We start from the raw sequence: 17,983 nt of genomic DNA, 5'->3' as shown, positions 1-17,983 counted from the left end.
GGCCCCCCCCCGACGTGATGGTTCGCGGTCAGCGGCGGCGGGGGCGGCGGTCGACGTCGACGAAGTCGACGCGGACCTGCTCCCGGCCGGCCAGCGCACCGATGACGGTGCGCAGCGCCTGCGCCGTGCGGCCCTGACGGCCGATGACCTTGCCGATGTCCTCGGGGTTGACGAGGACCTCGAGCGTCCGGACGCGACGCCGGTCGAGGTCGTTGACCACCACTTCGTCCGGATGGGTGACGAGCCCCCTCACCAGGTGCTCCAGCGCGTCGGTGAGCACGCTCACGCCTCGTCGGCGGTCTCGGCGGGCTCGTTGGCGGCGGCGTCCTCGACCTCGGCGGGAGCCTCGGCCTCGGCGTCCTCGGCCTTCTTGCGCCGGCTCGTGATCGCGCCAGCAGCCGGCTCGTCGTCGGACTCGGCGAGAGCGGCATTGAACAAGGCCAGCTTGTCGGCCTTCTCCGGCTGCGGCTTGATGCCGGAGGGCGCCTTCTCGCCCGAGAACTTCTGCCAGTCACCGGAGAGCTTGAGGATCTCCTTGACGGTGTCGGACGGCTGCGCGCCGACGCCCAGCCAGTACTGCGCGCGCTCGGAGTTGACCGTGATGACCGAGGGATCGTTCTTCGGCTGGTAAATGCCGATCTCCTCGATCGCACGGCCGTCGCGCTTGGTGCGGGAGTCCATGACGACGATGCGGTACTGCGGGGTGCGGATCTTGCCCATCCGCTTGAGGCGAATCTTGACAGCCACGGGTGTGGTTTCTCCTACAGAACTAGTCCCCGCACGCGCGGGGACGGAATCGGGTGAGACGCTCCTCCGGTGTGGGCCGCCGGCGCGAAGCGCTTCGTGGACGTGACCGGCCGCGGTGAGAGGGCGCGAACGGGCACAACGCACCGGCCATTGTGCCAGAGGTTGGGCCCGCCCGGCCAACTGGACGCCGCGGGGTACATTCGCCTCACTCCGCCCCGACCGGCCCACCTGCGAGGAGGACGATGCGTCAGCCACGGCGCCCGCGAGGCTCACTGCTCGCCCTGCTCGGGCCCGCGTTCGTCGCCGCACTCGCCTACGTGGACCCGGGCAACGTGGGCGCCAACCTGAGCGCCGGCCAGGCCTACGGGCATGCGCTGGTGTGGGTGCTCGTCGCAGCCAGCGCGATGGCGGCGCTGCTGCAATACCAGTCGGCGAAACTCGGCCTGGTGACGGGACGGTCGCTGACAGCCTTGGTCACCGAGGAGTTGTCCGGACGCCGCGGAACCACGATCGCGCGCTGGGCCTACGGCGGGCAGGCGTTCGTCATGGCGCTCGCCACCGACCTCGCGGAGGTCGTCGGCGGCGCGCTGGGCCTCTCCCTGCTGTTCGGCACGCCGCTGTGGCTCGGAGGCCTGATCACGGGCGTGGTGACGATCGGGCTGCTCGGGTCGCTGCGGAGGCGGGGCGAGCGGGCATTCGAGGCCGTCGTGGTCGCGCTGCTGGTGGTCGTGGTGCTCGGGTTCTACGCCGCTTTGGCCGCCGCGCGGCCGGACTGGGCCGGGACGGCGTCAGGGCTGGTGCCGGTTGTGCCTGGCGCCGCAGCGTGGCCGTTGATAGCGGCCATGCTGGGGGCGACCGTGATGCCGCACGCGATCTACCTGCACGCACAGCTGGCCATCGACCGGCACCGGCCGCGCGGCTACCTCGAGGCGCCGCTGGAGCGCCTGCTGGGAGCCCAGAAACTCGACGTGGGGTTGGCCCTGCTGCTGGCGGGCAGCTTGAACGTGGCCATGCTGCTGCTCGGGGCGGCGCTTCTGGGCGGTTCGGTCGGGGATCCCGTCGAGGCCACGCACCTGGCCTTGGGCGAACGGTGGGGTGGGGCGGCGGCGTCCGTCTTCGGGATCGGCCTGCTCGCTTCGGGCATCGGCTCGGCCGTCGTGGGCACCCACGCCGGGGCGCGGGTCCTGAACGAGCTGGTGCCACTGCGCCTCTCGCCGATGGTGCGCCGGGCTCTCACCGTGGGGCCGGCCGTGGCGCTGCTGCTCACCGGTATCTCCCCCACCGAGGTGCTCGTGGTGAGCCAGGCGGTCTTGAGCTTCGGCATTGCGTTGGCGCTCGTCCCGCTCGCTCTGCTCACCGGCAGCAGTGCCGTCATGGGTCGCTACGTCGACCGGCCGGCTATGCGGGTCGCCCTCTGGACGCTCGCCGCGGTCATCGTGGCGCTGAACCTGGTCACCCTGGCCACCCTCTGATCGCTGTCCCCCACCGGTGTCGGTCAGAGCACTGCCGCCTCGTGCGGTCTACGAGCGGTCTACGTGAGGTCTACGAGCGGTCTACATGCGGTCTACGAGCGGTCGGCGCGGCCAGCCCACGACGCGGGCTGCCGCCTGAGTTCCCACCGAGCGCGCGCCGCCCCTGCCGGCCCGTTGGCGGTGAACGTGGCCGCAACCGCGCCCCCTCCACCTCGACAGACACGATGGGGAAACCTACGGTGGGCGCCATGCTCTATGAGATCGACGGACAACGGCCCAACGTGGACGACGGGGCCTTCGTGGCACCCACCGCCAGCATCATCGGCGACGTGAGCATTGCCGCGGGCGCCAGCGTGTGGTTCGGGGCGGTCGCCCGGGGCGACGGCGGCGCCATCAGCCTGGGCGCAGGCAGCAACCTTCAGGACAACGCGGTCATCCATGCCGACCCAGGGTTCCCCGCCTCGATCGGCGCCGACGTCTCCATCGGCCACGGCGCGGTCGTGCACGGCTGCACCATCGGAGACCGGGTCCTGGTCGGTATGGGGGCCACCATCATGAATGGCGCGACCGTCGGCTCGGACACCCTCATCGCCGCCGGCGCCCTCGTCTCCCCCGGTGTGGAGATTCCGCCCCGGTCACTGGTGGTCGGTGTTCCCGGGAAGGTGCGCCGCACACTGACCGAGGACGAGGTGGACGCAGTGGCGTCCAATGCGCACCGCTACGTCGAGCGGGCCGAACAGTACCGGGCGTCCGGTAAGGCGCTGGAGACCTGACCCATGGGGCGGCGATCAGCCCCGGTTCTGCTGGTTGAACATCTTCTGAAGTTCGGGCGGCAACTGGAAGTCGGCCATCGCCTTGGCCATGTCGGCCTCCGACTGGGGTGCCCCGAACGCTGAGCCCGCCGGCACCGACGCCGCGGCCTGCTCGACGCCGGTCCGCTTAGCAGGGTTTCCGGACACGCCCTTCACGCCCTTCTTCTTCGCCTTCGGCTGCTGCTTGGCCGGACGCCGCGCCCCCGGCATGCCCGGCATCCCCGGCATGCCGGGCAGACCGCCACCCTGGCCCAGCTGCTTCATCATCTTCCGCGTCTCCATGAAGCGGTTGACGAGGCCGTTCACGTCGGTGACGGACGTGCCCGATCCCTTCGCGATGCGGGCGCGGCGAGACCCGTTCAGGATCTCGGGGTTGGCGCGCTCGGCGGGCGTCATCGAGTAGATGATGGCCTCGATGCGGTCGATCTCACGCTCGTCGATATCAGCGATGGCGTCCTTCATCTGACCCATCCCGGGCATCATGCCCAGGATCTTGCTCATCGGCCCCATCTTGCGGACGGCCTGCATCTGCTGCAGGAAGTCGTCGAGGCCGAACTGGCCGCCCGCCATCAGCTTGTCCGCGGCCTTGCGGGACTGCTCGACGTCGAAGGTGCGCTCGGCCTGCTCGATGAGGGTGAGCAGGTCGCCCATGTCGAGGATGCGGCTGGCCATCCGGTCGGGATGGAAGAGGTCGAAGTCGGCCAGCGCCTCGCCGTTGGAGGCGAACATGATGGGCTTGCCGGTGACCTTCGCGATCGAGAGCGCCGCACCGCCGCGGGCGTCGCCGTCGAGCTTGGACAGAACCACGCCGTCGAAGCCCACGCCCTCGGCGAATGCGTTCGCCGTGTTGACGGCGTCCTGCCCGATCATCGCGTCGACGACGAACAAGATCTCGTCCGGGTTCGTCGCGTCCCGGATGTCGGCGGCCTGCTGCATCAGTTCGGCGTCGACGCCGAGGCGACCGGCGGTGTCGATGATGACGGTGTCGTACAGCTTGCGGCGGGCCTCGGCGATGGATGCCCGCGCCACCTCGACCGGATTGCCCACACCGTTGCCCGGCTCGGGCGCGAACACGGGGACGCCGGCGCGCTGGCCGACGATCTGCAGCTGGTTGACGGCGTTGGGGCGTTGGAGGTCGGCAGCGACGAGCATCGGCGTGTGACCCTGCTGACGCAACCATAGACCGAGCTTGCCGGCGAGCGTCGTCTTGCCGGAGCCCTGGAGACCGGCCAGCATGATGACGGTCGGAGGGGTCTTCGCGAAGCGCAGCGGGCGTGCCTGGCCGCCGAGAATCTCGACGAGCTCGCCGTTGACGATCTTGATGATCTGCTGGGCCGGGTTGAGCGCCTGGCTGAGCTCGGCTTCGCGAGCCTGCTCGCGGACGGCGGTCGTGAACTCCTTGACGACATCCAGGTTGACGTCGGCCTCGAGCAGCGCGAGACGGATCTCGCGGACGGTCGCGTCGATGTCGGCCTCGCTCAGGCGCCCCTTGCCGCGGAGATTGCGGAAGGTCGCCTGGAGCCGGTCTTGCAGGGTGTCGAACATGCGTGCCTTCTCGTTCGGCGCGGGAAACGTACTGGCCCAGCCTACCGGGTGGAGGGACGCCCTCCGTCCCCGCCCTCGGCGGTGGCGACGGCGGATGGCGGATGCCTCGGTGCGTCAGGGAGTGTCGGCGTCGTCCAGGAGCAGTTCGACGAACACCAGATCGAGCCAGCGGCCGAACTTCATGCCCACCTGAGGCAGTCGGCCGACGGTCGTGAAGCCGAAGGCCTCGTGCAACCGCAGGGACACCTCGTTGTCGTCGCTCAGCCCGCCGACAAGCGCATGGACGCCGGCGGCGCGGGCCGCCTCGATGATCGAGCCCAACAGCATGGCGCCGATGCCGAGCCGGCGGGCGGAGGCGTCCACGTAGATCGAATGTTCCATGGTGCGGGCGTACCCGGTCTTCTCGCGGAACGGGCCGTAGGAGGCGTAGCCCAGGATGTCCCCGCCCCTGTCTGCGACGAGCACCGCATGCCCGGCGGCTTGGCGGGCGGCGAACCAGGCCTCGCGCCTGGCGAGCGGCTCGGGCTCGGTGTCCCAACTGGCGGTGCTGGCGCCCACCTCGTGGTTGTAGATGCGGCTGATTTCGGCCACGTCGGCGGCGCGCGCCGGCCGGACGACCACGTCGCTCACGTCACTCCCCCAGCAGCCCGTCGACGAAGCCCTCGGCGGTGAACGGGGCCAGGTCGTCGGCGCCCTCGCCGAGCCCGATGAACTTCACCGGCACGCCCAGCTCACGTTGCACCTGCACGACGATGCCCCCCTTCGCCGAACCGTCCAGCTTGCTCAACACGATGCCCGTGATGTCGGTCACCTCGTTGAAAACGCGTGCCTGCACGAGCCCGTTCTGACCGGTCGTCGCGTCGAGCAGCAGCAGCGATTCCGTGATCGGCGCCCGGCGCTCGATGACGCGCCGGATCTTGCCCAGCTCGTCCATCAGGTTGGCCTTGTTGTGCAGCCGGCCAGCGGTGTCGACGAGCACGACATCGACCCCGCGCTCCACCCCCGCGTTGACCGCCTCGAACGCCACCGACGCCGGGTCGGCCCCCTCGGTGCCCCTGATCGTGTCGACCCCGACCCGGTCACCCCACGTCTGCAGCTGGTCGGCCGCGGCCGCACGGAACGTGTCAGCGGCACCCAACAGCACCGTCTTCCCCTCCGCGACGAGGAGGCGCGCCAGCTTGCCCACCGTGGTCGTCTTCCCCGTGCCGTTCACGCCCACCACCAGCACCACCGCAGGCAGCCCCCCGGATCCCGTGACCTTGAACGTGCGGTCGAGCGACGGATCGGCCAGTTTCACCAGTTCCCGGTGCAGGACGCCGCGGGCGCGCGCCGGATCGGTCACCCCGTCGATGGCCAGGTCCTTGCGCAGGTTCTCGACCAGTTCGGTCGTGGGGCCGACGCCCAGATCGGAGCCGATGAGGGTCGCCTCGAAGTCGTCCCAGACGTCGGCGTCCAACCGGTCCGAACTGAGCAGCTCACCGAGCGCCCGCGCCAGCGCATTGTTCGAGTTCGCGAGCCGGCGACGCAGTCGTGCGAGCCGCGTCCCGGACGCCTCCGGCGCCTCGAGCGCCGGCTCCTCGACGAGGACGCCCCCTGGCCCCTCCTCCACGAGCTCGCCCTCGGCGACCTCATCCTCGGCCGCGGGCGCGGTGGGCGTGAGTTCAGGCTCGCGGCGCCGCTCGAGCTCGCGCTGGCGGCGGGCGCGCAGGGTCAGGCCGACGCCGAGGCCGACGAGCGCGACGAGCAGGACGCCGAGGAGGATCCAGATGGTGGGGTCGAGTGCGGGCACGGCCTCATCGTAGGCGATGGGGCAGACACGTCCCGGCGGCTGTCAGCCGACGCGCCTCACTGCTTGCGGGACAGATTCACGTGTACGACTTCGTCGTCCTCGGCGTCGACCACGCCGTAGGGGTCGTCGAAGGCGTCCGCCGGGTCGGACTCGAGGGCTCGGGCCATGTCGTCGGCCGTCTCGGCGTCTCGGCCGTCCACCGACGGCATCTCAGCGGGCAGCCACGTGTCGTCGCCCCCGTCCTCGTCTGCGTCGGAATCCAGCCAGGCCCGCACCCGGTCCTGCGGAACGGTCCGGTCGTCCACCTCGTCGCCCTCGTCCGACCAGTCGTGCGCTTCCGCCGCCGCGTGGGTGCGATCATCGCGTGCCTCGACCGCGGCAGCGTCCTCGTCCACCACGTCCGCGGTGAGGGCAGTGTCGTCCTCGGGCACGTCGGCCGACGCCGCAGAGGCGGCCGATCTGGCCGACCGGGCGCTCGCGAGGGACTCCTTGATCCGCCCGGAAACCTTACGTGGGTCGAGGTCGACGGCGCTCACCTCGTTCACCTCGTCGAAGAGCATCATCAGCCCCCGAGGTGGCTGGCCCTCACCGTTCAGGTGCCGGGCGGTGCGCGCCATCGCGTCGGCGATCTCGGGGTGCTTGGTGCGACCGGTGCCCTCCATACCCATGACGACCACGGCGATCACCGCGGCGGCGAGGCCGAGGATGACCAGCATCGTGAAAACAACGGCGGGCAAGGGACACCACCTCTCCTGGGACCAGCCCAGTATGCCGCAACGCGACGCCGCACTCGACAGGCGCGACCGGGGGTTGCCAAACGACCCGTCAGCCGGCGATCAGACCGCCTCCCGGAGGCGCTGGCTGATGACGGAGCTGACGCCGTCCTCGCGCATCGTGACCCCGTAGAGGGCGTCGGCGATCTCCATGGTGCGTTTGTGGTGGGTGATGACGAGTAGTTGGCTGTCGTCGCGCAGTTCGGCGTAGATGTCGAGCAGCCGGCCCAGGTTGACATCGTCGAGCGCGGCCTCGACCTCGTCGAGGATGTAGAAGGGACTCGGCCTCGCCTTGAACAGGGCCACGTGGAAGGCCACGGCCACCAGCGATCGTTCCCCGCCGGACAGCAGCGAGAGCCGCTTCACCTTCTTGCCCGCCGGCCGCGCCTCCACGTCGACGCCCGTCGTCAGCCACTCCCCCGGGTCCGTGAGGACGAGGCGTCCCTCGCCCCCGGGGAACAGCCGGGCGAACGACTGCTCGAAGGCCGCCTCCACATCGGCGTAGGCCTCGGCGAACACCTGCTCCACGCGGGCGTCCAGGTCGGCGATGATGCCGAGCAGGTCGTGCCGCGTGCGCTTCAGGTCGTCGAGCTGCTCGGCGAGGAAGGAGTGCCGCTCGCTCATCGCCTCGAACTCCTCCAGCGCGAGCGGGTTGATGCGGCCGAGCACGTCGAGGTTCCGCTGCGCGGTGCGCAGGCGCTTCTCCTGTTCCTCGCGCACGAACGGGCGCGCGGCCGGGCGCTCCTCGTCGTCGCCGATGGCCCGGCCGTCGGCATGGGTCAGCACGGGCACCATCTGGTCGGGGCCGTACTCCTCGGCCAGCACCTGGGCTTCCAGCCCCAGCTCGGTGAGCGCCTTTTCGGCGAGCGCCTCCACGCGCATGCGCTGCTCGGCGCGGGCCAGTTCGTCGCGGTGCGCGGTGTCGACCAGCGACTCGAACTCGCGCGCCAGGTCGCGGCTGCGCTGGCGGGCGTCCACGACGCGGCGGTCCGCCTCGATGCGCCGCTCGTCGGCCTCGCGGCGGGCTCGTCCGGCCGACTCGGCCGACGCCGCGATCAGCCCCTGGAGGTACTCGACGGCCACGGACGCCGCCCGTGCCACCTCGGCTTCCTTCCGCAACTGCTCGCGGCGTGCGGCTGCCTTCGCGCGGGCCTGCCTCTCGGCCTGCGCCGCCCGCAGCAGCGCGTCGGCCCGGCCGTTGAGGGACCGAGCGCGCTCCTCGTCGGTCCGCAACGCGAGCCGGGCTTCCATCTCGACCTGACGCGCCTTCGCCGCCGCCAAAGCGGACGCGTCGCGCTCGGTCGGGTCGGCCTCGGCCACCTCGGTGGTCGCGCGGGCGCGTTCGAGGCGGTCGGTCAGTTCGGCGAGTGCGGCTGCGTTCCTCTCCCGCGACTCCTCTGCCCGCGCCAGGGCCGCGTCGTGCCGCTCGGCCTCAGCCAGCGCCGCCCGGGCGGTCTGGTTGAGCCGGCCCAGCTCTTCGGCCAGGGCCGAGTACTGCGCGTCCGATTCGTGCAGGCGCGCCAGCGCCGACTCGCTCGCCGCCTGTGCGTCGGCCAAGCGCGCCGATGCCGCCGACCGTGCGAACACCACCCGCTCCACGTCCGCCGTCAATCCCGAGAGACGCTCACTCGCCTCGTCGATCGCGGCTTGCACCTCGATGAGGCTCGGTTTCGCCGATGAGCCGCCGGAGGCGAACCAGGCGCTGAGCAGGTCGCCGTCCCGCGTGACGGCGCTGACATCGGGCTGGGCGGCCACCAGCGTGCGCGCCTCCACGAGGTCGGTCACCACGGCCACCTTGCGCAGCAGGGCGGTCAGGGCACCGTCCAACGCGGGTTCGGCCGTCACGGTGTCGATCGCATAACGGACGCCGTTCGGCAGGTCGGGCCACGTCATCGGCTCTTCAGCGGGGGCGCCACCCAGGATCAGTCCTGCCCGCCCCAGATCGTCGGTCTTGAGGTGGGTGACCGCTGCCACGGCGGCGTTCAGGTCCTGCACCGCGACCGCCTCGGCGGCCTGCCCCAGCGCCGCCGCGACAGCCGCCTCGTACCCCGATTCCACCTGCACGAGCGCCGCCACCGAGCCGAGCACACCCGTCAGTGTCTCCCCGGCCGCGAGGAGCGCACCCGAGGCGTCCGCCCGGTCGAGACCGACCTTGAGGCCGTCGACGCGGGCCGCGAGCGCGCCCCGCTCGGCGGTGAGCCGCTGCTCGTCGGCGCGCAGGCGCTCGAGCTCGGACGCCGCCGCCTCGCGCGCTGCCTCGGCGGCGGCATGGGCGGCGTCGAGGTCTTCCTCGCCCTCGGTGACGCCGCCCAACTCGGTCTCGAGGTGGGTGAAGCGCTTGCGAGCCTCGTCGGCGCGGCGGCGGGCCTCCTCGGCGGCCGCGCGGAGGCGTCCGGCCTCGGCCTCACCGGATTCGGCGCGCGACGACAACGTGTTGACCTCGCCGGCCAGCCGGGCCAGTCCCTCGCGGCGGTCGGCGATCGCGCGCAGTTGGGCGGCGTAGTTCTTCTCGGCGGCGGCGTGCTCGGCCTCGCGCGCCTCACGTTCGCCGGTGGCCTCGCGCAGCGTCGCGGCGCGTTGCGCCACCACCGCGTTCAGCTCGTCCTCGGACTCCTTGATGCGCGCCGCCTCGGCCTCGGTCGCCTCCGGGTCGCGGCCGCGACGCTCCTCGAAGCCGATGTTCGCAGCGTTGCGGACGCGTTCGGCGGCGATCGACCCGGTGGACGCCGCCCGCTCGCGCAGGGCGGCCAGGGCGTACCAGGTCTCCTGGGCACGGTTCAGGTCGGGCACCGCGGCACGGACGGCCGCCTCGGCGTCCGTCTCGGCCGCCCGGGCCTGTTCAAGGGCTCCCTCGACGACGAGGCGGCGCTCCTTGATCTCCGCCTCGGCGGCCAGGTCGGACTCCAACGACAACGTGGCGAGCACGTAGTCGTCGGCGAGGAGCCGGGCGCGGGCGTCGCGCAACTCGGCCTGGATGACGGCCGCCCGGCGAGCCACGTCGGCCTGCCGGCCGAGGGGCTTCAGCTGGCGGCGGATCTCGCCGATCAGGTCTGCCAGGCGATCGAGGTTGGCCTGGGTGGCGTCGAGCTTGCGGAGCGCCTTCTCCTTGCGTTTGCGGTGTTTCAGGACGCCGGCGGCCTCCTCGATGAAGCCGCGGCGGATTTCGGGGGTGGCCTGGAGGATCGTGTCCAGCTGGCCCTGCCCGACGATCACGTGCATCTCGCGGCCGATGCCGGAGTCGCTGAGGAGGTCCTGCACGTCGAGGAGGCGGGCGCTGTGGCCGTTGATGGCGTACTCGGAGCCGCCGGAGCGGAACATGGTGCGACTGATCGTCACCTCGGTGTACTCGATGGGCAGTGCGCCGTCGGTGTTGTCGATGGTGAGGCTCACTTCGGCGCGACCGAGCGGAGCGCGTCCCGCCGTCCCGGCAAAGATGACGTCTTCCATCTTGCCGCCGCGGAGCGTCTTCGCGCCCTGCTCACCCATGACCCAGCTGAGGGCATCGACCACGTTGGACTTGCCGGAGCCGTTCGGGCCGACCACGCAGGTGATGCCCGGCTCGAAGTTCAATGTCGTCGCCGACGCGAACGACTTGAAGCCGCGGAGCGTCAGGGACTTCAGGTGCACACAATCACCTTACGAACTGAGCTTCGCCTCGTGCCGCCGCCGCACCGCGCGGAAGGTCCAGAGCTTGTTCACAACGAAGTTGATCGGCATGACGAGGATGACCTGGATCAGCTGCGCCCAGTAGAGGCGCTTCGTCCAGATCGGCCCGCTCTCGGTGAACAACGGGTCGGGCAAGTAGAGCGGCGACGTCGGATTGCGCAGGAGCGTGAGAATGATGAGGCCCACGCCTTGGGCCACCAGGCCGACCGTCATGAACGGCAGGAACTCCTTGAAGAACGGCGCCCGCTCGCCCTTGAACGTCCAATAGCGGTTCAGGACGAAGTTGTAGGTGTTGGCCACGAAGAATGCGAAGATCGCGTACAGGTGGTACATCCGCACGCTCCACCGCGTGCCCGGGATGTTCCAGACAGCGAAGTCGTCGGCGAGCTGGAACCCGTGGAAGAACACGTTGTGAGCCAGACCGATCGCGAGCAGGTTGACGACGACGCCCGAGCCGCCGATCAGGCCGAACTTGATGAACTCGCGCAGGCTGTTGCCATGTCGGTCGTACAGCCGTCGCAGGGTGCTCACAAAGACCGAATCCTAGCGGGATCGCGCCCCGTTGGGGTGGACCACTCGCCTGCGCGCAGGCGCGGGCGTCGGCCGCTCCCCTCGGGCCGCGAGTATTTCTGATCTCAGCGGGGTCGATCGAGATGAAGCGTGTCAGTTTTGCGTATCACCCCCATCGACCCCGCCGAAATCAGGATGCCTCGGGCAGCCAGGCGAGGCGCGCCTGCCCATACCCGCCCACGGGCCGCTCGATGGTGGCGCCGTCCACGGTCAGGGGTGGGGGCGGCACCATGAGCGATCCGTGGGGGAAGGCCGGGCGACGGTGTGCGGGTCCAGCGACGCCGGGACCTCAGCGGGCGCCGGCGGCGCCCGCGATCAAACGCGGCTGACGCCCACCGACCCGGGCATGCCCCGTGACGCCGCGACGGCCTGGGCGGCGTCCCGCGCAGCCCGGACTGAGGACCACGCCAGCTGCTCGACATCGAGCGGGCCCGCCCACCACCGTCGCGGCTCGAACTCCATGACCGACGCCACTGGAGTCCGTCCACTCTCGCGCACGAGCCCGTCCACTCACGTGCGCGGCAGCCCCGTTGCCCGCGAGATGAGGGCGTCGAACTTCTTGTCGGAGAGCAGCCCGCGGGCAGCGATGAGCGGCCTCGCGCCGAAGCCCACGGCATACCGGGTCTTAGGCCGGCGCGCAGTCACGGCCTGGGCGATCGCCTCGGAGATGACCGAGGGCGGCGAGTTGCGACTCGCGTTCGCCTCCGAGCGCAGTGATGCGGCGACGGCGTCGGCCTGCGCCTTGTAGGGACCGTGTCCCGACGTCTTCTCGAGGTTGGCCGCAGCGATGCCGCCCCACTCGGTGGCGATCCCGCCCGGCGCGATGACGACCACGTTGATGCCGAACGGCGCCACTTCGAGCCGCAGGCAGTCACTGAGCGCCTCGAGCGCGAACTTCGTGCCGTGATACCAGCCGCCGAGCGGGGTGTAGATCTTGCCGCCCATCGAGGTGATGTTGACGATCGTGCCCGACTTCTGCGCCCGCATGTGGGGCAGCACCAGCTGGGCGAGGTTCATGGCCCCGAACACGTTGACCTCGAACTGACGTCGACCCTCGTCGATCGGGACGTCCTCGATGGCGCCGTACGAGCCGTACCCGGCGTTGTTGACGAGGACGTCGATGCGGCCCGCCTCGGCCATGATCCGCGCCACGCCGGCCTTCATCGACTCCTCGTCGGTCACGTCCATGCCCAGCGGAAGGATGCCCTCGGCCGCGAGCCCTTGCAAACGATCGGTGCGGCGCGCCGCTCCGTAGACGGTGTAGCCGATGCTCGCCAGCTTGGCGGCAGTAGCTTCGCCGATGCCCGAGGAGGCTCCGGTGACGAGGGCAACTCTGGTGGTCATGCGTGGTCTCCAAAGATAAAGTGAGTGTGCGTTCACCATTATCATGAACTATGGTTCACGTAAGATGCAAGACGACCACCGCTTCGCCAGGGGGCACCGATGAGCCACAACCGGCCGAGCCGCGCCGACGCCGTCCGTAACCGGCGCAGGATCCTGGAGGCGGCCAGGGAACAGATGGGCTCCCACGGTTCAGCCGCCGGCATGGACGACATCGCCCAGGCCGCCGGAGTTGCCGTCGGCACCCTCTATCGACACTTCCCGACCAAGGCCGACCTCGTGTCCGCGGTGATCGCGGAACATGTCGGCGAGGTTGCCGAAGACGCTGAAGCGTCCCTTGCCCGCGCGCGCGGCGGAGCCCCCGCGATCGACGAGTTGGCGGGATTTCTGGATCGGACGACCGAGGCCATCGCCCACAACCAAGCGGTGAAGGTGGCCGCGCGGAGCCTCGGGGTCGAGGGTCCCGCTGAACAGCCGGACGAAGCGCGAGCCTCGGCCGCCGTGGGCGAACTGATCCGCAGGGGTCAGGACGCCGGCACGATCAGGGGCAGCGTGTCTGTCGCCGACATCTACCTGCTCATGGCAACTGCGCCCACGGACCAACCGGCCGCGGTTCGGCAGCGGTGGCTCCAGTTGGTGCTGCCCGGCATCAGGACGGGTCAGTGAACCGGTCACGACCAGGACGCGGAGCGGCGGTTCGTGAACTGACGCCCACCACGGGCGTCCGCTCCGGGGCGACTTGCGCCCCTGAGGTCTTACAACTCGTACCGTAATCTGCGCCGCAGGAACTGCTCGCCGAGGACCCGCGCCACTACGTGGACGCCGGCGACGTCGTCGACGCCGACCACCCTGAGGTGGTGGCCCTCGGGGCGACCTTGCGGGCGACGAACCCGGAGGTCTCCGACTTCGCGCGGGCCGCGTTCGAATGGGTCCGCGACCGTATCGGCCACTCCTTCGACGTTCAGGACCCTCGGGTGACCGTCTCGGCCAGCCAAACGCTGCACGAAGGCGTCGGCCTGTGCTACGCCAAGGCCCACCTACTGGCTGCCGTCCTCCGATCACAAGGCGTGCCAGCCGGCCTCTGCTACCAGCGGCTCGCCGACGCAGTCGCCGGCCACGTCGTCCGCGGCCTGATGGCCGTCCATCTCGGCGGCGCGTGGCACCGCCTGGATCCCCGAGGCAACAAGCCCGGCGTGAACGCTCAGTTCTCCCTTGGGCACGAGCAGCTTGCCTTCACTGTCGACCCTTCGGCCGGCGAAGTCGACTACGCACGCCTCGCGGTGGACCCAGCCCCAGCTGTCCTTGTCGCCCTGCGCGGCGCTGACAACGTCCTGAGTCTCCAGTTGGGCGGCCTGCCCTCAGAGTTGGTCGGGTTCTGAACCCTGCGGGTGGACTGCCGCTTGTCGACGTCGGCCGGCTGGGGGCTTGGCACCCTGCGGCTCTCTCTGGCCGTACGCGTCCACACCCCTATCGAAGTCCCCGGACTTCTTTCAGAATCCTGCGTCGTCGAGTCCCCCGCGTCGGGGTGTGTCACACCCAACCGTTCCCCGGCCGGACGCCGCGCGTCCCCTGCCCGGCGGAGCGTGCGTCAGCGGCGCGACCCCACTCCGGCGTGCCAATAGTTTGCGTCGGCACTCCCCGTCCGGAGGATGGCATCCAACCCCGGGGGCGCTGGCCACAACTCGATCAAGTACCAGTCACAGGGTGCGTCGGCGAACTCACCGTCCCGGCCGGCGTCGCGCCCCCGCGCATTGACGCGCACCCGGTACGTGCCGGGCGGGATGGCGAGGGGGCCGCTCTCTTCCCCGGTGTTGTGCCCAGCAGAGTGGTTTACGACCCGGTGATCTGAACCGTGTCGTACACCACTCTGCTGGACTCGACTCATGACAGGCGTCCCCGTCGCTTGGATCGCGGCAGCCACCCGCCTGGCTTCCCGGTGCGACTGGGTTCGGTGCACGCCGCGGCCTGCCGTGCTGAACGCCGCCTTCACCCACAATCGCTGCGGTGCTGTCGCGGGAAGGTGGGCAGGTGTCCACCACGACGGCTGCGGCAGCCCGAGCCGATCGAGGAGTTGCGCGAAGGCGACCTTGCTCTGCACCCGGTCGAACGCCGCGACGTCAGCGACGGCGACCGGAAACTGTTCTGGTAGCAGATGGCGGCCCGTCGCGATCAACCATGCCTGCTCGTGGGTGGGCAGCACGACGTCATAGCGATCACCGAGCCGTCCGAGACCACGCAGGTAGCCGGCGGGGTCGACCGAAGGTGCCGGAAGTTGGACACCGTGCGCGCGCCAACGGCTGAAGTGGCCAATGGTCCACGGCCCCGAGCTCACCACAGCGGCCCGAATGCCAGCGCGACCGAGGACCGTCAGCGTCTCGCGACATGTGAGGCTCGCGCTCTCGGTCAACAGCACCCGCACGCATTCAACGCTACGCCCATCGACATGACTGGATGGGTCGCGGAATGCTGGTCCTGGCTACGAGGTCGCCCGGGGTCGGCGCTGGCAACGCGGGCAGAAGAACGACGAGCGGTTCATGAACTGCTCACGGATGATCGGCGTCCCACATCGCTTGCAGGGAAGGCCTTCCCGGCCGTAGGCATCCAAGGACCGGTCGAAGTAACCCGACTCCCCGTTGACGTTCACGTACAGCGCGTCGAAGGAGCTGCCGCCCTGCGCGAGAGCGCTGGTCATGACGGCGTGCGCCGCCAGCAGGACGCCGCGCGTCACGTCGCTGCCCAGTTCGTCGGCGGGCGTCTCGGCGTGGACCTGCGCCCGCCAGAGCGCCTCGTCGGCGTAGATGTTGCCGATGCCCGACACGATCGACTGGTGGAGCAGCACGCGCTTGATGCCCGAGCGTGACCGCCCCACCCGGGCGACCAGGGCGTCCAAATCAAGCTCCGGGGCGAACAGATCGCGGGCGATGTGGGCGATCTCGGGGGGCAGTTCCGCACCGCCCACCGACAGCGACAGCCCGCCGAACATTCGCTGGTCCACGAACCGCACCTGCGTCGCACCGTCGAGGTCGACCAGGACGCGCGCATGCTTCTGCAGCGGGTCGGCGGGGGCGTTGATGCGGAACTGGCCGCTCATGCCCAGGTGCGCCAGCACGGCGTCCCCGTCGTCGAGGGGCAGCCAGAGGTACTTGCCGCGCCGCCGCGGGACGCCGAACGTGCGGCCCGCGAGAGCGGCGGCGAAGGCGTCCGGACCCGCCTCGTGCCGACGGACCGGCCGCGGGTGCAGGACGGTGACGCCGTCGATGCGGCGTCCGGTGATGATCGGTTCCAGGCCGGACCGAACTGTCTCGACCTCGGGGAGCTCGGGCACGGCTCAGCTCGCGGGGGCGGCGTCCGTCACGGCGAACGCGGCGAGCAGCGCGGCGTGCGCCTGCTCGGCCGCACCCTGCTCGGCCAGCTTCTTCGAGCGTGCGGACGCCGGCGGGAACGTGGTCTCGCCGACGACGGCGGTGGCCTCGAAGCGCTTGTCGTGGTCGGGTCCGGAGGCCACGTGGGCGTACCGCGGGGTGGGCAGGTCGCGCTCGGAGCAGAGCTCCTGCAGGGCGGTCTTCCAGTCCATGGTGACGCCGGCGGCGGTGGCGCGGGCGACCAGCGGATCCATCAGCGCGTGGACGAAACGCTCGGCGGCGTCGCGCCCGGCCGACAGGAACACGGCGGCGATGACGGCCTCGGTGGCGTCGGCGAGGATGGAGTCCTTGTCGGCTCCGCCGGTGGTCGTTTCCCCGCGCCCGAGCCGGAGGTCGGCGCCGAGGTTGAGCTCACGGGCGACATCGGCGAGGGCGTAGGTGTTGACGACGGCGGCGCGCTTCTTGGCGAGCAGGCCCTCAGCGTCGTCGGGGTAGAGGTTGAAGAGGTGCTCGGTCACCACGACCCCGAGCACGGCATCCCCGAGGAACTCGAGGCGCTCGTTGTGTGGCGCACCACCGTGCTCGTAGGCCCACGACCGATGGGTGAGGGCAAGCTGGAGGAGCTGGGGATCGATGGGGATCCCCAGCTCGCGGATCAGGTCAGCGACGCGGCGAGGCGTCGCGGAGCTCACGGCTCGACGACCTGCCGGCGGGCGCTGCGCGGCCCGTACTGACCGCAGCTCGGGCACGCGGTGTGGGGCAGGTGCTTCGCGCGGCACGCGGCGTTGGCGCAGGTCACCAGCGTGGGCGCCGACGTCTTCCACTGCGCACGGCGGGCGCGCGTGTTGCTGCGGGACATCCTCCGCTTCGGAACAGCCACGTCTTACTCCTCAGGTCTCGATCGGCCCCGGCCGGGGTCGGTCACTGGTCGGCGCCGGTCGTCCAGTTCACCAGCTCGGCCCACCGGGGATCGGTGGCCTCACCGTGGCTGTGGTCGGGATCGTCGTTCAGGTTCACCCCGCAGACGGAGCACAACCCGGCGCAATCCTCCCGGCACAGCGGGATGAACGGCAGGTCGAGTACCACGGCGTCCCGCAGCAGCGGTTCGAGGTCGATCATCTCGCTCTCGACGCGGCTGGCCTCGGCATCGTCGGCGTCCACGCCCGGGAAGAGGAACAGTTCCTGCAGGTCGACCTCGGCCGAAGCCTCGATCTCGGTCAGGCACCGAGCGCACTCCCCGCGCAGCTGGACGCCGGCGGTTCCGGTGGCCAGGACCCCGTCCCCCACACCCTCGAGCGTCAGATCGAGCGCGATGGGAGAGTCGGTCGGTACTCCGATCACGTCGCTGCCGATCCCCTCGGGGGCGGGAACCTCCGTCACGATCTCCTTGACCGAGCCTGCGCGGTGGCCGAATTCGCGAATGTCGAAGACGAGCACGGAGCGAGGGTCGATGGAGCGAGTCATGATCAGAACTCCTTCACCGGGGGCACGACAGCGTCATAACCGAGGAACAACCCTACCCGTCGGACGCCGTGGCGTCCAAACGGCGTCCGCTCGCAGTGAGTGGGCGCTCACTGGAAGCTTCGGGTCGGCAGACCAGCCCGGGTCTTCCAGTGAGCCCGAATCACCTCACTTGGAGAAGCGCTCGTCCAGGTGCGACCGCTCGCTGAGCCGGGCGCGCATGATCTGGATCTGGCTCATCGTCTTGGACAGGCCGGCCTCCAACTCAGCGATGCGGGCATCGACGTACGCGTCGGCCTCGCGCTTGATCTCCTCGGCTTCGGACTCGGTCTCGGACGTCAACCGTTCGGCTCGCTCGGCGGCTTCGACGTGCACGGCCTCCTCGGCGACGAGCCCCTCCGCGCGGGCGCGGGCGTCGGCCAGGATCTGCTCGGCCTCCTGGCGC

General features: G+C 70.5%; 20 protein-coding genes. 4 read left to right on the top strand and 16 right to left on the bottom strand.

Going from position 1 to position 17,983, the window contains the following annotated elements; genetic code table 11:
- Positions 1-28: 28 nt before the first annotated feature.
- Complete coding sequence (locus Q1K57_RS03555; RefSeq protein ID WP_300079032.1) at positions 29-280, bottom strand: RNA-binding protein; 252 nt, start codon at positions 278-280, stop codon at positions 29-31.
- A gap of 2 nt (positions 281-282) precedes the next feature.
- Positions 283-747: a 30S ribosomal protein S16 gene (rpsP, locus tag Q1K57_RS03550; RefSeq protein ID WP_300079030.1), complete on the bottom strand. Its 465-nt coding sequence runs from the start codon at positions 745-747 to the stop codon at positions 283-285.
- A 242-nt stretch (positions 748-989) separates the two neighbouring features.
- On the opposite strand from rpsP, the gene Q1K57_RS03545 reads away from it, so the two are divergent.
- Positions 990-2,219: an Nramp family divalent metal transporter gene (locus Q1K57_RS03545; protein WP_300079027.1), complete on the top strand. Its 1,230-nt coding sequence runs from the start codon at positions 990-992 to the stop codon at positions 2,217-2,219.
- Between the two features lie 248 nt (positions 2,220-2,467).
- Complete coding sequence (locus Q1K57_RS03540) at positions 2,468-2,992, top strand: gamma carbonic anhydrase family protein (RefSeq protein ID WP_300079024.1); 525 nt, start codon at positions 2,468-2,470, stop codon at positions 2,990-2,992.
- A gap of 15 nt (positions 2,993-3,007) precedes the next feature.
- Here Q1K57_RS03540 and ffh read toward each other — a convergent pair whose 3' ends face one another.
- From ffh to Q1K57_RS03500, 8 genes are all read right to left on the bottom strand, one after another.
- Positions 3,008-4,576: a signal recognition particle protein gene (gene ffh / locus Q1K57_RS03535; protein WP_300079021.1), complete on the bottom strand. Its 1,569-nt coding sequence runs from the start codon at positions 4,574-4,576 to the stop codon at positions 3,008-3,010.
- A 114-nt stretch (positions 4,577-4,690) separates the two neighbouring features.
- Positions 4,691-5,206, bottom strand: coding sequence for a GNAT family N-acetyltransferase (locus Q1K57_RS03530; protein WP_300079019.1), 516 nt, complete (start codon positions 5,204-5,206; stop codon positions 4,691-4,693).
- A gap of 1 nt (position 5,207) precedes the next feature.
- Entirely contained in the window at positions 5,208-6,365 is a 1,158-nt protein-coding gene (ftsY, locus tag Q1K57_RS03525; protein WP_300079017.1) for a signal recognition particle-docking protein FtsY, read from the bottom strand.
- A gap of 56 nt (positions 6,366-6,421) precedes the next feature.
- Positions 6,422-7,102 carry a hypothetical protein gene (locus Q1K57_RS03520; protein ID WP_300079015.1) on the bottom strand — a complete coding sequence of 227 codons (681 nt, stop codon included), beginning with the start codon at positions 7,100-7,102 and terminating at the stop codon, positions 6,422-6,424.
- A gap of 99 nt (positions 7,103-7,201) precedes the next feature.
- A complete protein-coding gene (gene smc, locus Q1K57_RS03515) occupies positions 7,202-10,765 on the bottom strand; it encodes a chromosome segregation protein SMC (protein WP_300079013.1) in 3,564 nt (1,187 codons plus the stop codon).
- Positions 10,766-10,774: 9 nt separating this feature from the next.
- Positions 10,775-11,335, bottom strand: a complete 561-nt coding sequence (locus Q1K57_RS03510) for a GtrA family protein (RefSeq protein WP_300079010.1) — start codon at positions 11,333-11,335, stop codon at positions 10,775-10,777.
- Between the two features lie 354 nt (positions 11,336-11,689).
- Complete coding sequence (locus Q1K57_RS03505) at positions 11,690-11,836, bottom strand: hypothetical protein (protein WP_300079007.1); 147 nt, start codon at positions 11,834-11,836, stop codon at positions 11,690-11,692.
- Positions 11,837-11,884: 48 nt separating this feature from the next.
- On the bottom strand, positions 11,885-12,718 hold the full coding sequence (locus Q1K57_RS03500) for an oxidoreductase (RefSeq protein ID WP_300079004.1): 834 nt from the start codon (positions 12,716-12,718) through the stop codon (positions 11,885-11,887).
- A 99-nt stretch (positions 12,719-12,817) separates the two neighbouring features.
- Between Q1K57_RS03500 and Q1K57_RS03495 the strand changes: the two genes are divergently transcribed.
- On the top strand, positions 12,818-13,381 hold the full coding sequence (locus Q1K57_RS03495) for a TetR/AcrR family transcriptional regulator (protein WP_300079001.1): 564 nt from the start codon (positions 12,818-12,820) through the stop codon (positions 13,379-13,381).
- A gap of 149 nt (positions 13,382-13,530) precedes the next feature.
- Positions 13,531-14,094 carry a transglutaminase family protein gene (locus Q1K57_RS03490; RefSeq protein WP_300078998.1) on the top strand — a complete coding sequence of 188 codons (564 nt, stop codon included), beginning with the start codon at positions 13,531-13,533 and terminating at the stop codon, positions 14,092-14,094.
- 209 nt (positions 14,095-14,303) lie between these two features.
- On the opposite strand, the gene Q1K57_RS03485 is transcribed toward Q1K57_RS03490, so the two are convergent.
- From Q1K57_RS03485 to Q1K57_RS03460, 6 genes are all read right to left on the bottom strand, one after another.
- Positions 14,304-15,134 (bottom strand): hypothetical protein, encoded by an 831-nt coding sequence (locus Q1K57_RS03485; RefSeq protein WP_300078997.1) that lies wholly within the window; start codon positions 15,132-15,134, stop codon positions 14,304-14,306.
- Between the two features lie 57 nt (positions 15,135-15,191).
- The gene (gene mutM, locus Q1K57_RS03480; protein ID WP_300078996.1) at positions 15,192-16,040 is read right to left on the bottom strand and encodes a bifunctional DNA-formamidopyrimidine glycosylase/DNA-(apurinic or apyrimidinic site) lyase; all 849 of its coding nucleotides are present in this window, start codon (positions 16,038-16,040) and stop codon (positions 15,192-15,194) included.
- Positions 16,041-16,043: 3 nt separating this feature from the next.
- A complete protein-coding gene (gene rnc, locus Q1K57_RS03475; RefSeq protein ID WP_300078995.1) occupies positions 16,044-16,769 on the bottom strand; it encodes a ribonuclease III in 726 nt (241 codons plus the stop codon).
- Positions 16,766-16,957, bottom strand: a complete 192-nt coding sequence (gene rpmF, locus Q1K57_RS03470; RefSeq protein WP_300078994.1) for a 50S ribosomal protein L32 — start codon at positions 16,955-16,957, stop codon at positions 16,766-16,768. Before rpmF ends, rnc begins: the two co-directional genes overlap by 4 nt.
- A gap of 41 nt (positions 16,958-16,998) precedes the next feature.
- Complete coding sequence (locus Q1K57_RS03465; RefSeq protein ID WP_300078992.1) at positions 16,999-17,541, bottom strand: YceD family protein; 543 nt, start codon at positions 17,539-17,541, stop codon at positions 16,999-17,001.
- A gap of 165 nt (positions 17,542-17,706) precedes the next feature.
- A partial coding sequence (locus tag Q1K57_RS03460) for a hypothetical protein (RefSeq protein ID WP_300078991.1) occupies positions 17,707-17,983 on the bottom strand: 277 nt, incomplete at its 5' end.

Origin of the sequence: Propioniciclava sp. (assembly GCF_029977985.1) — a bacterium.
Taxonomy (GTDB): Bacteria; Actinomycetota; Actinomycetes; order Propionibacteriales; family Propionibacteriaceae; genus Propioniciclava.
The sequence above is the reverse complement of the archived record's forward strand: the minus strand, read 5'-3'. Positions and strand labels throughout refer to the sequence as shown.

Bases quoted from the DNA above. Each gene is read 5' to 3' on its own strand.
- Q1K57_RS03465 (WP_300078992.1), bottom strand. From the start codon at position 17,541: ATGACTCGCTCCATCGACCCTCGCTCCGTGCTCGTCTTCGACATTCGC.
- Q1K57_RS03495 (WP_300079001.1), top strand. From the start codon at position 12,818: ATGAGCCACAACCGGCCGAGCCGCGCCGACGCCGTCCGTAACCGGCGC.
- Q1K57_RS03540 (WP_300079024.1), top strand. From the start codon at position 2,468: ATGCTCTATGAGATCGACGGACAACGGCCCAACGTGGACGACGGGGCC.
- Q1K57_RS03545 (WP_300079027.1), top strand. From the start codon at position 990: ATGCGTCAGCCACGGCGCCCGCGAGGCTCACTGCTCGCCCTGCTCGGG.
- ffh (WP_300079021.1), bottom strand. From the start codon at position 4,576: ATGTTCGACACCCTGCAAGACCGGCTCCAGGCGACCTTCCGCAATCTC.
- Q1K57_RS03505 (WP_300079007.1), bottom strand. From the start codon at position 11,836: ATGGAGTTCGAGCCGCGACGGTGGTGGGCGGGCCCGCTCGATGTCGAG.
- Q1K57_RS03500 (WP_300079004.1), bottom strand. From the start codon at position 12,718: ATGACCACCAGAGTTGCCCTCGTCACCGGAGCCTCCTCGGGCATCGGC.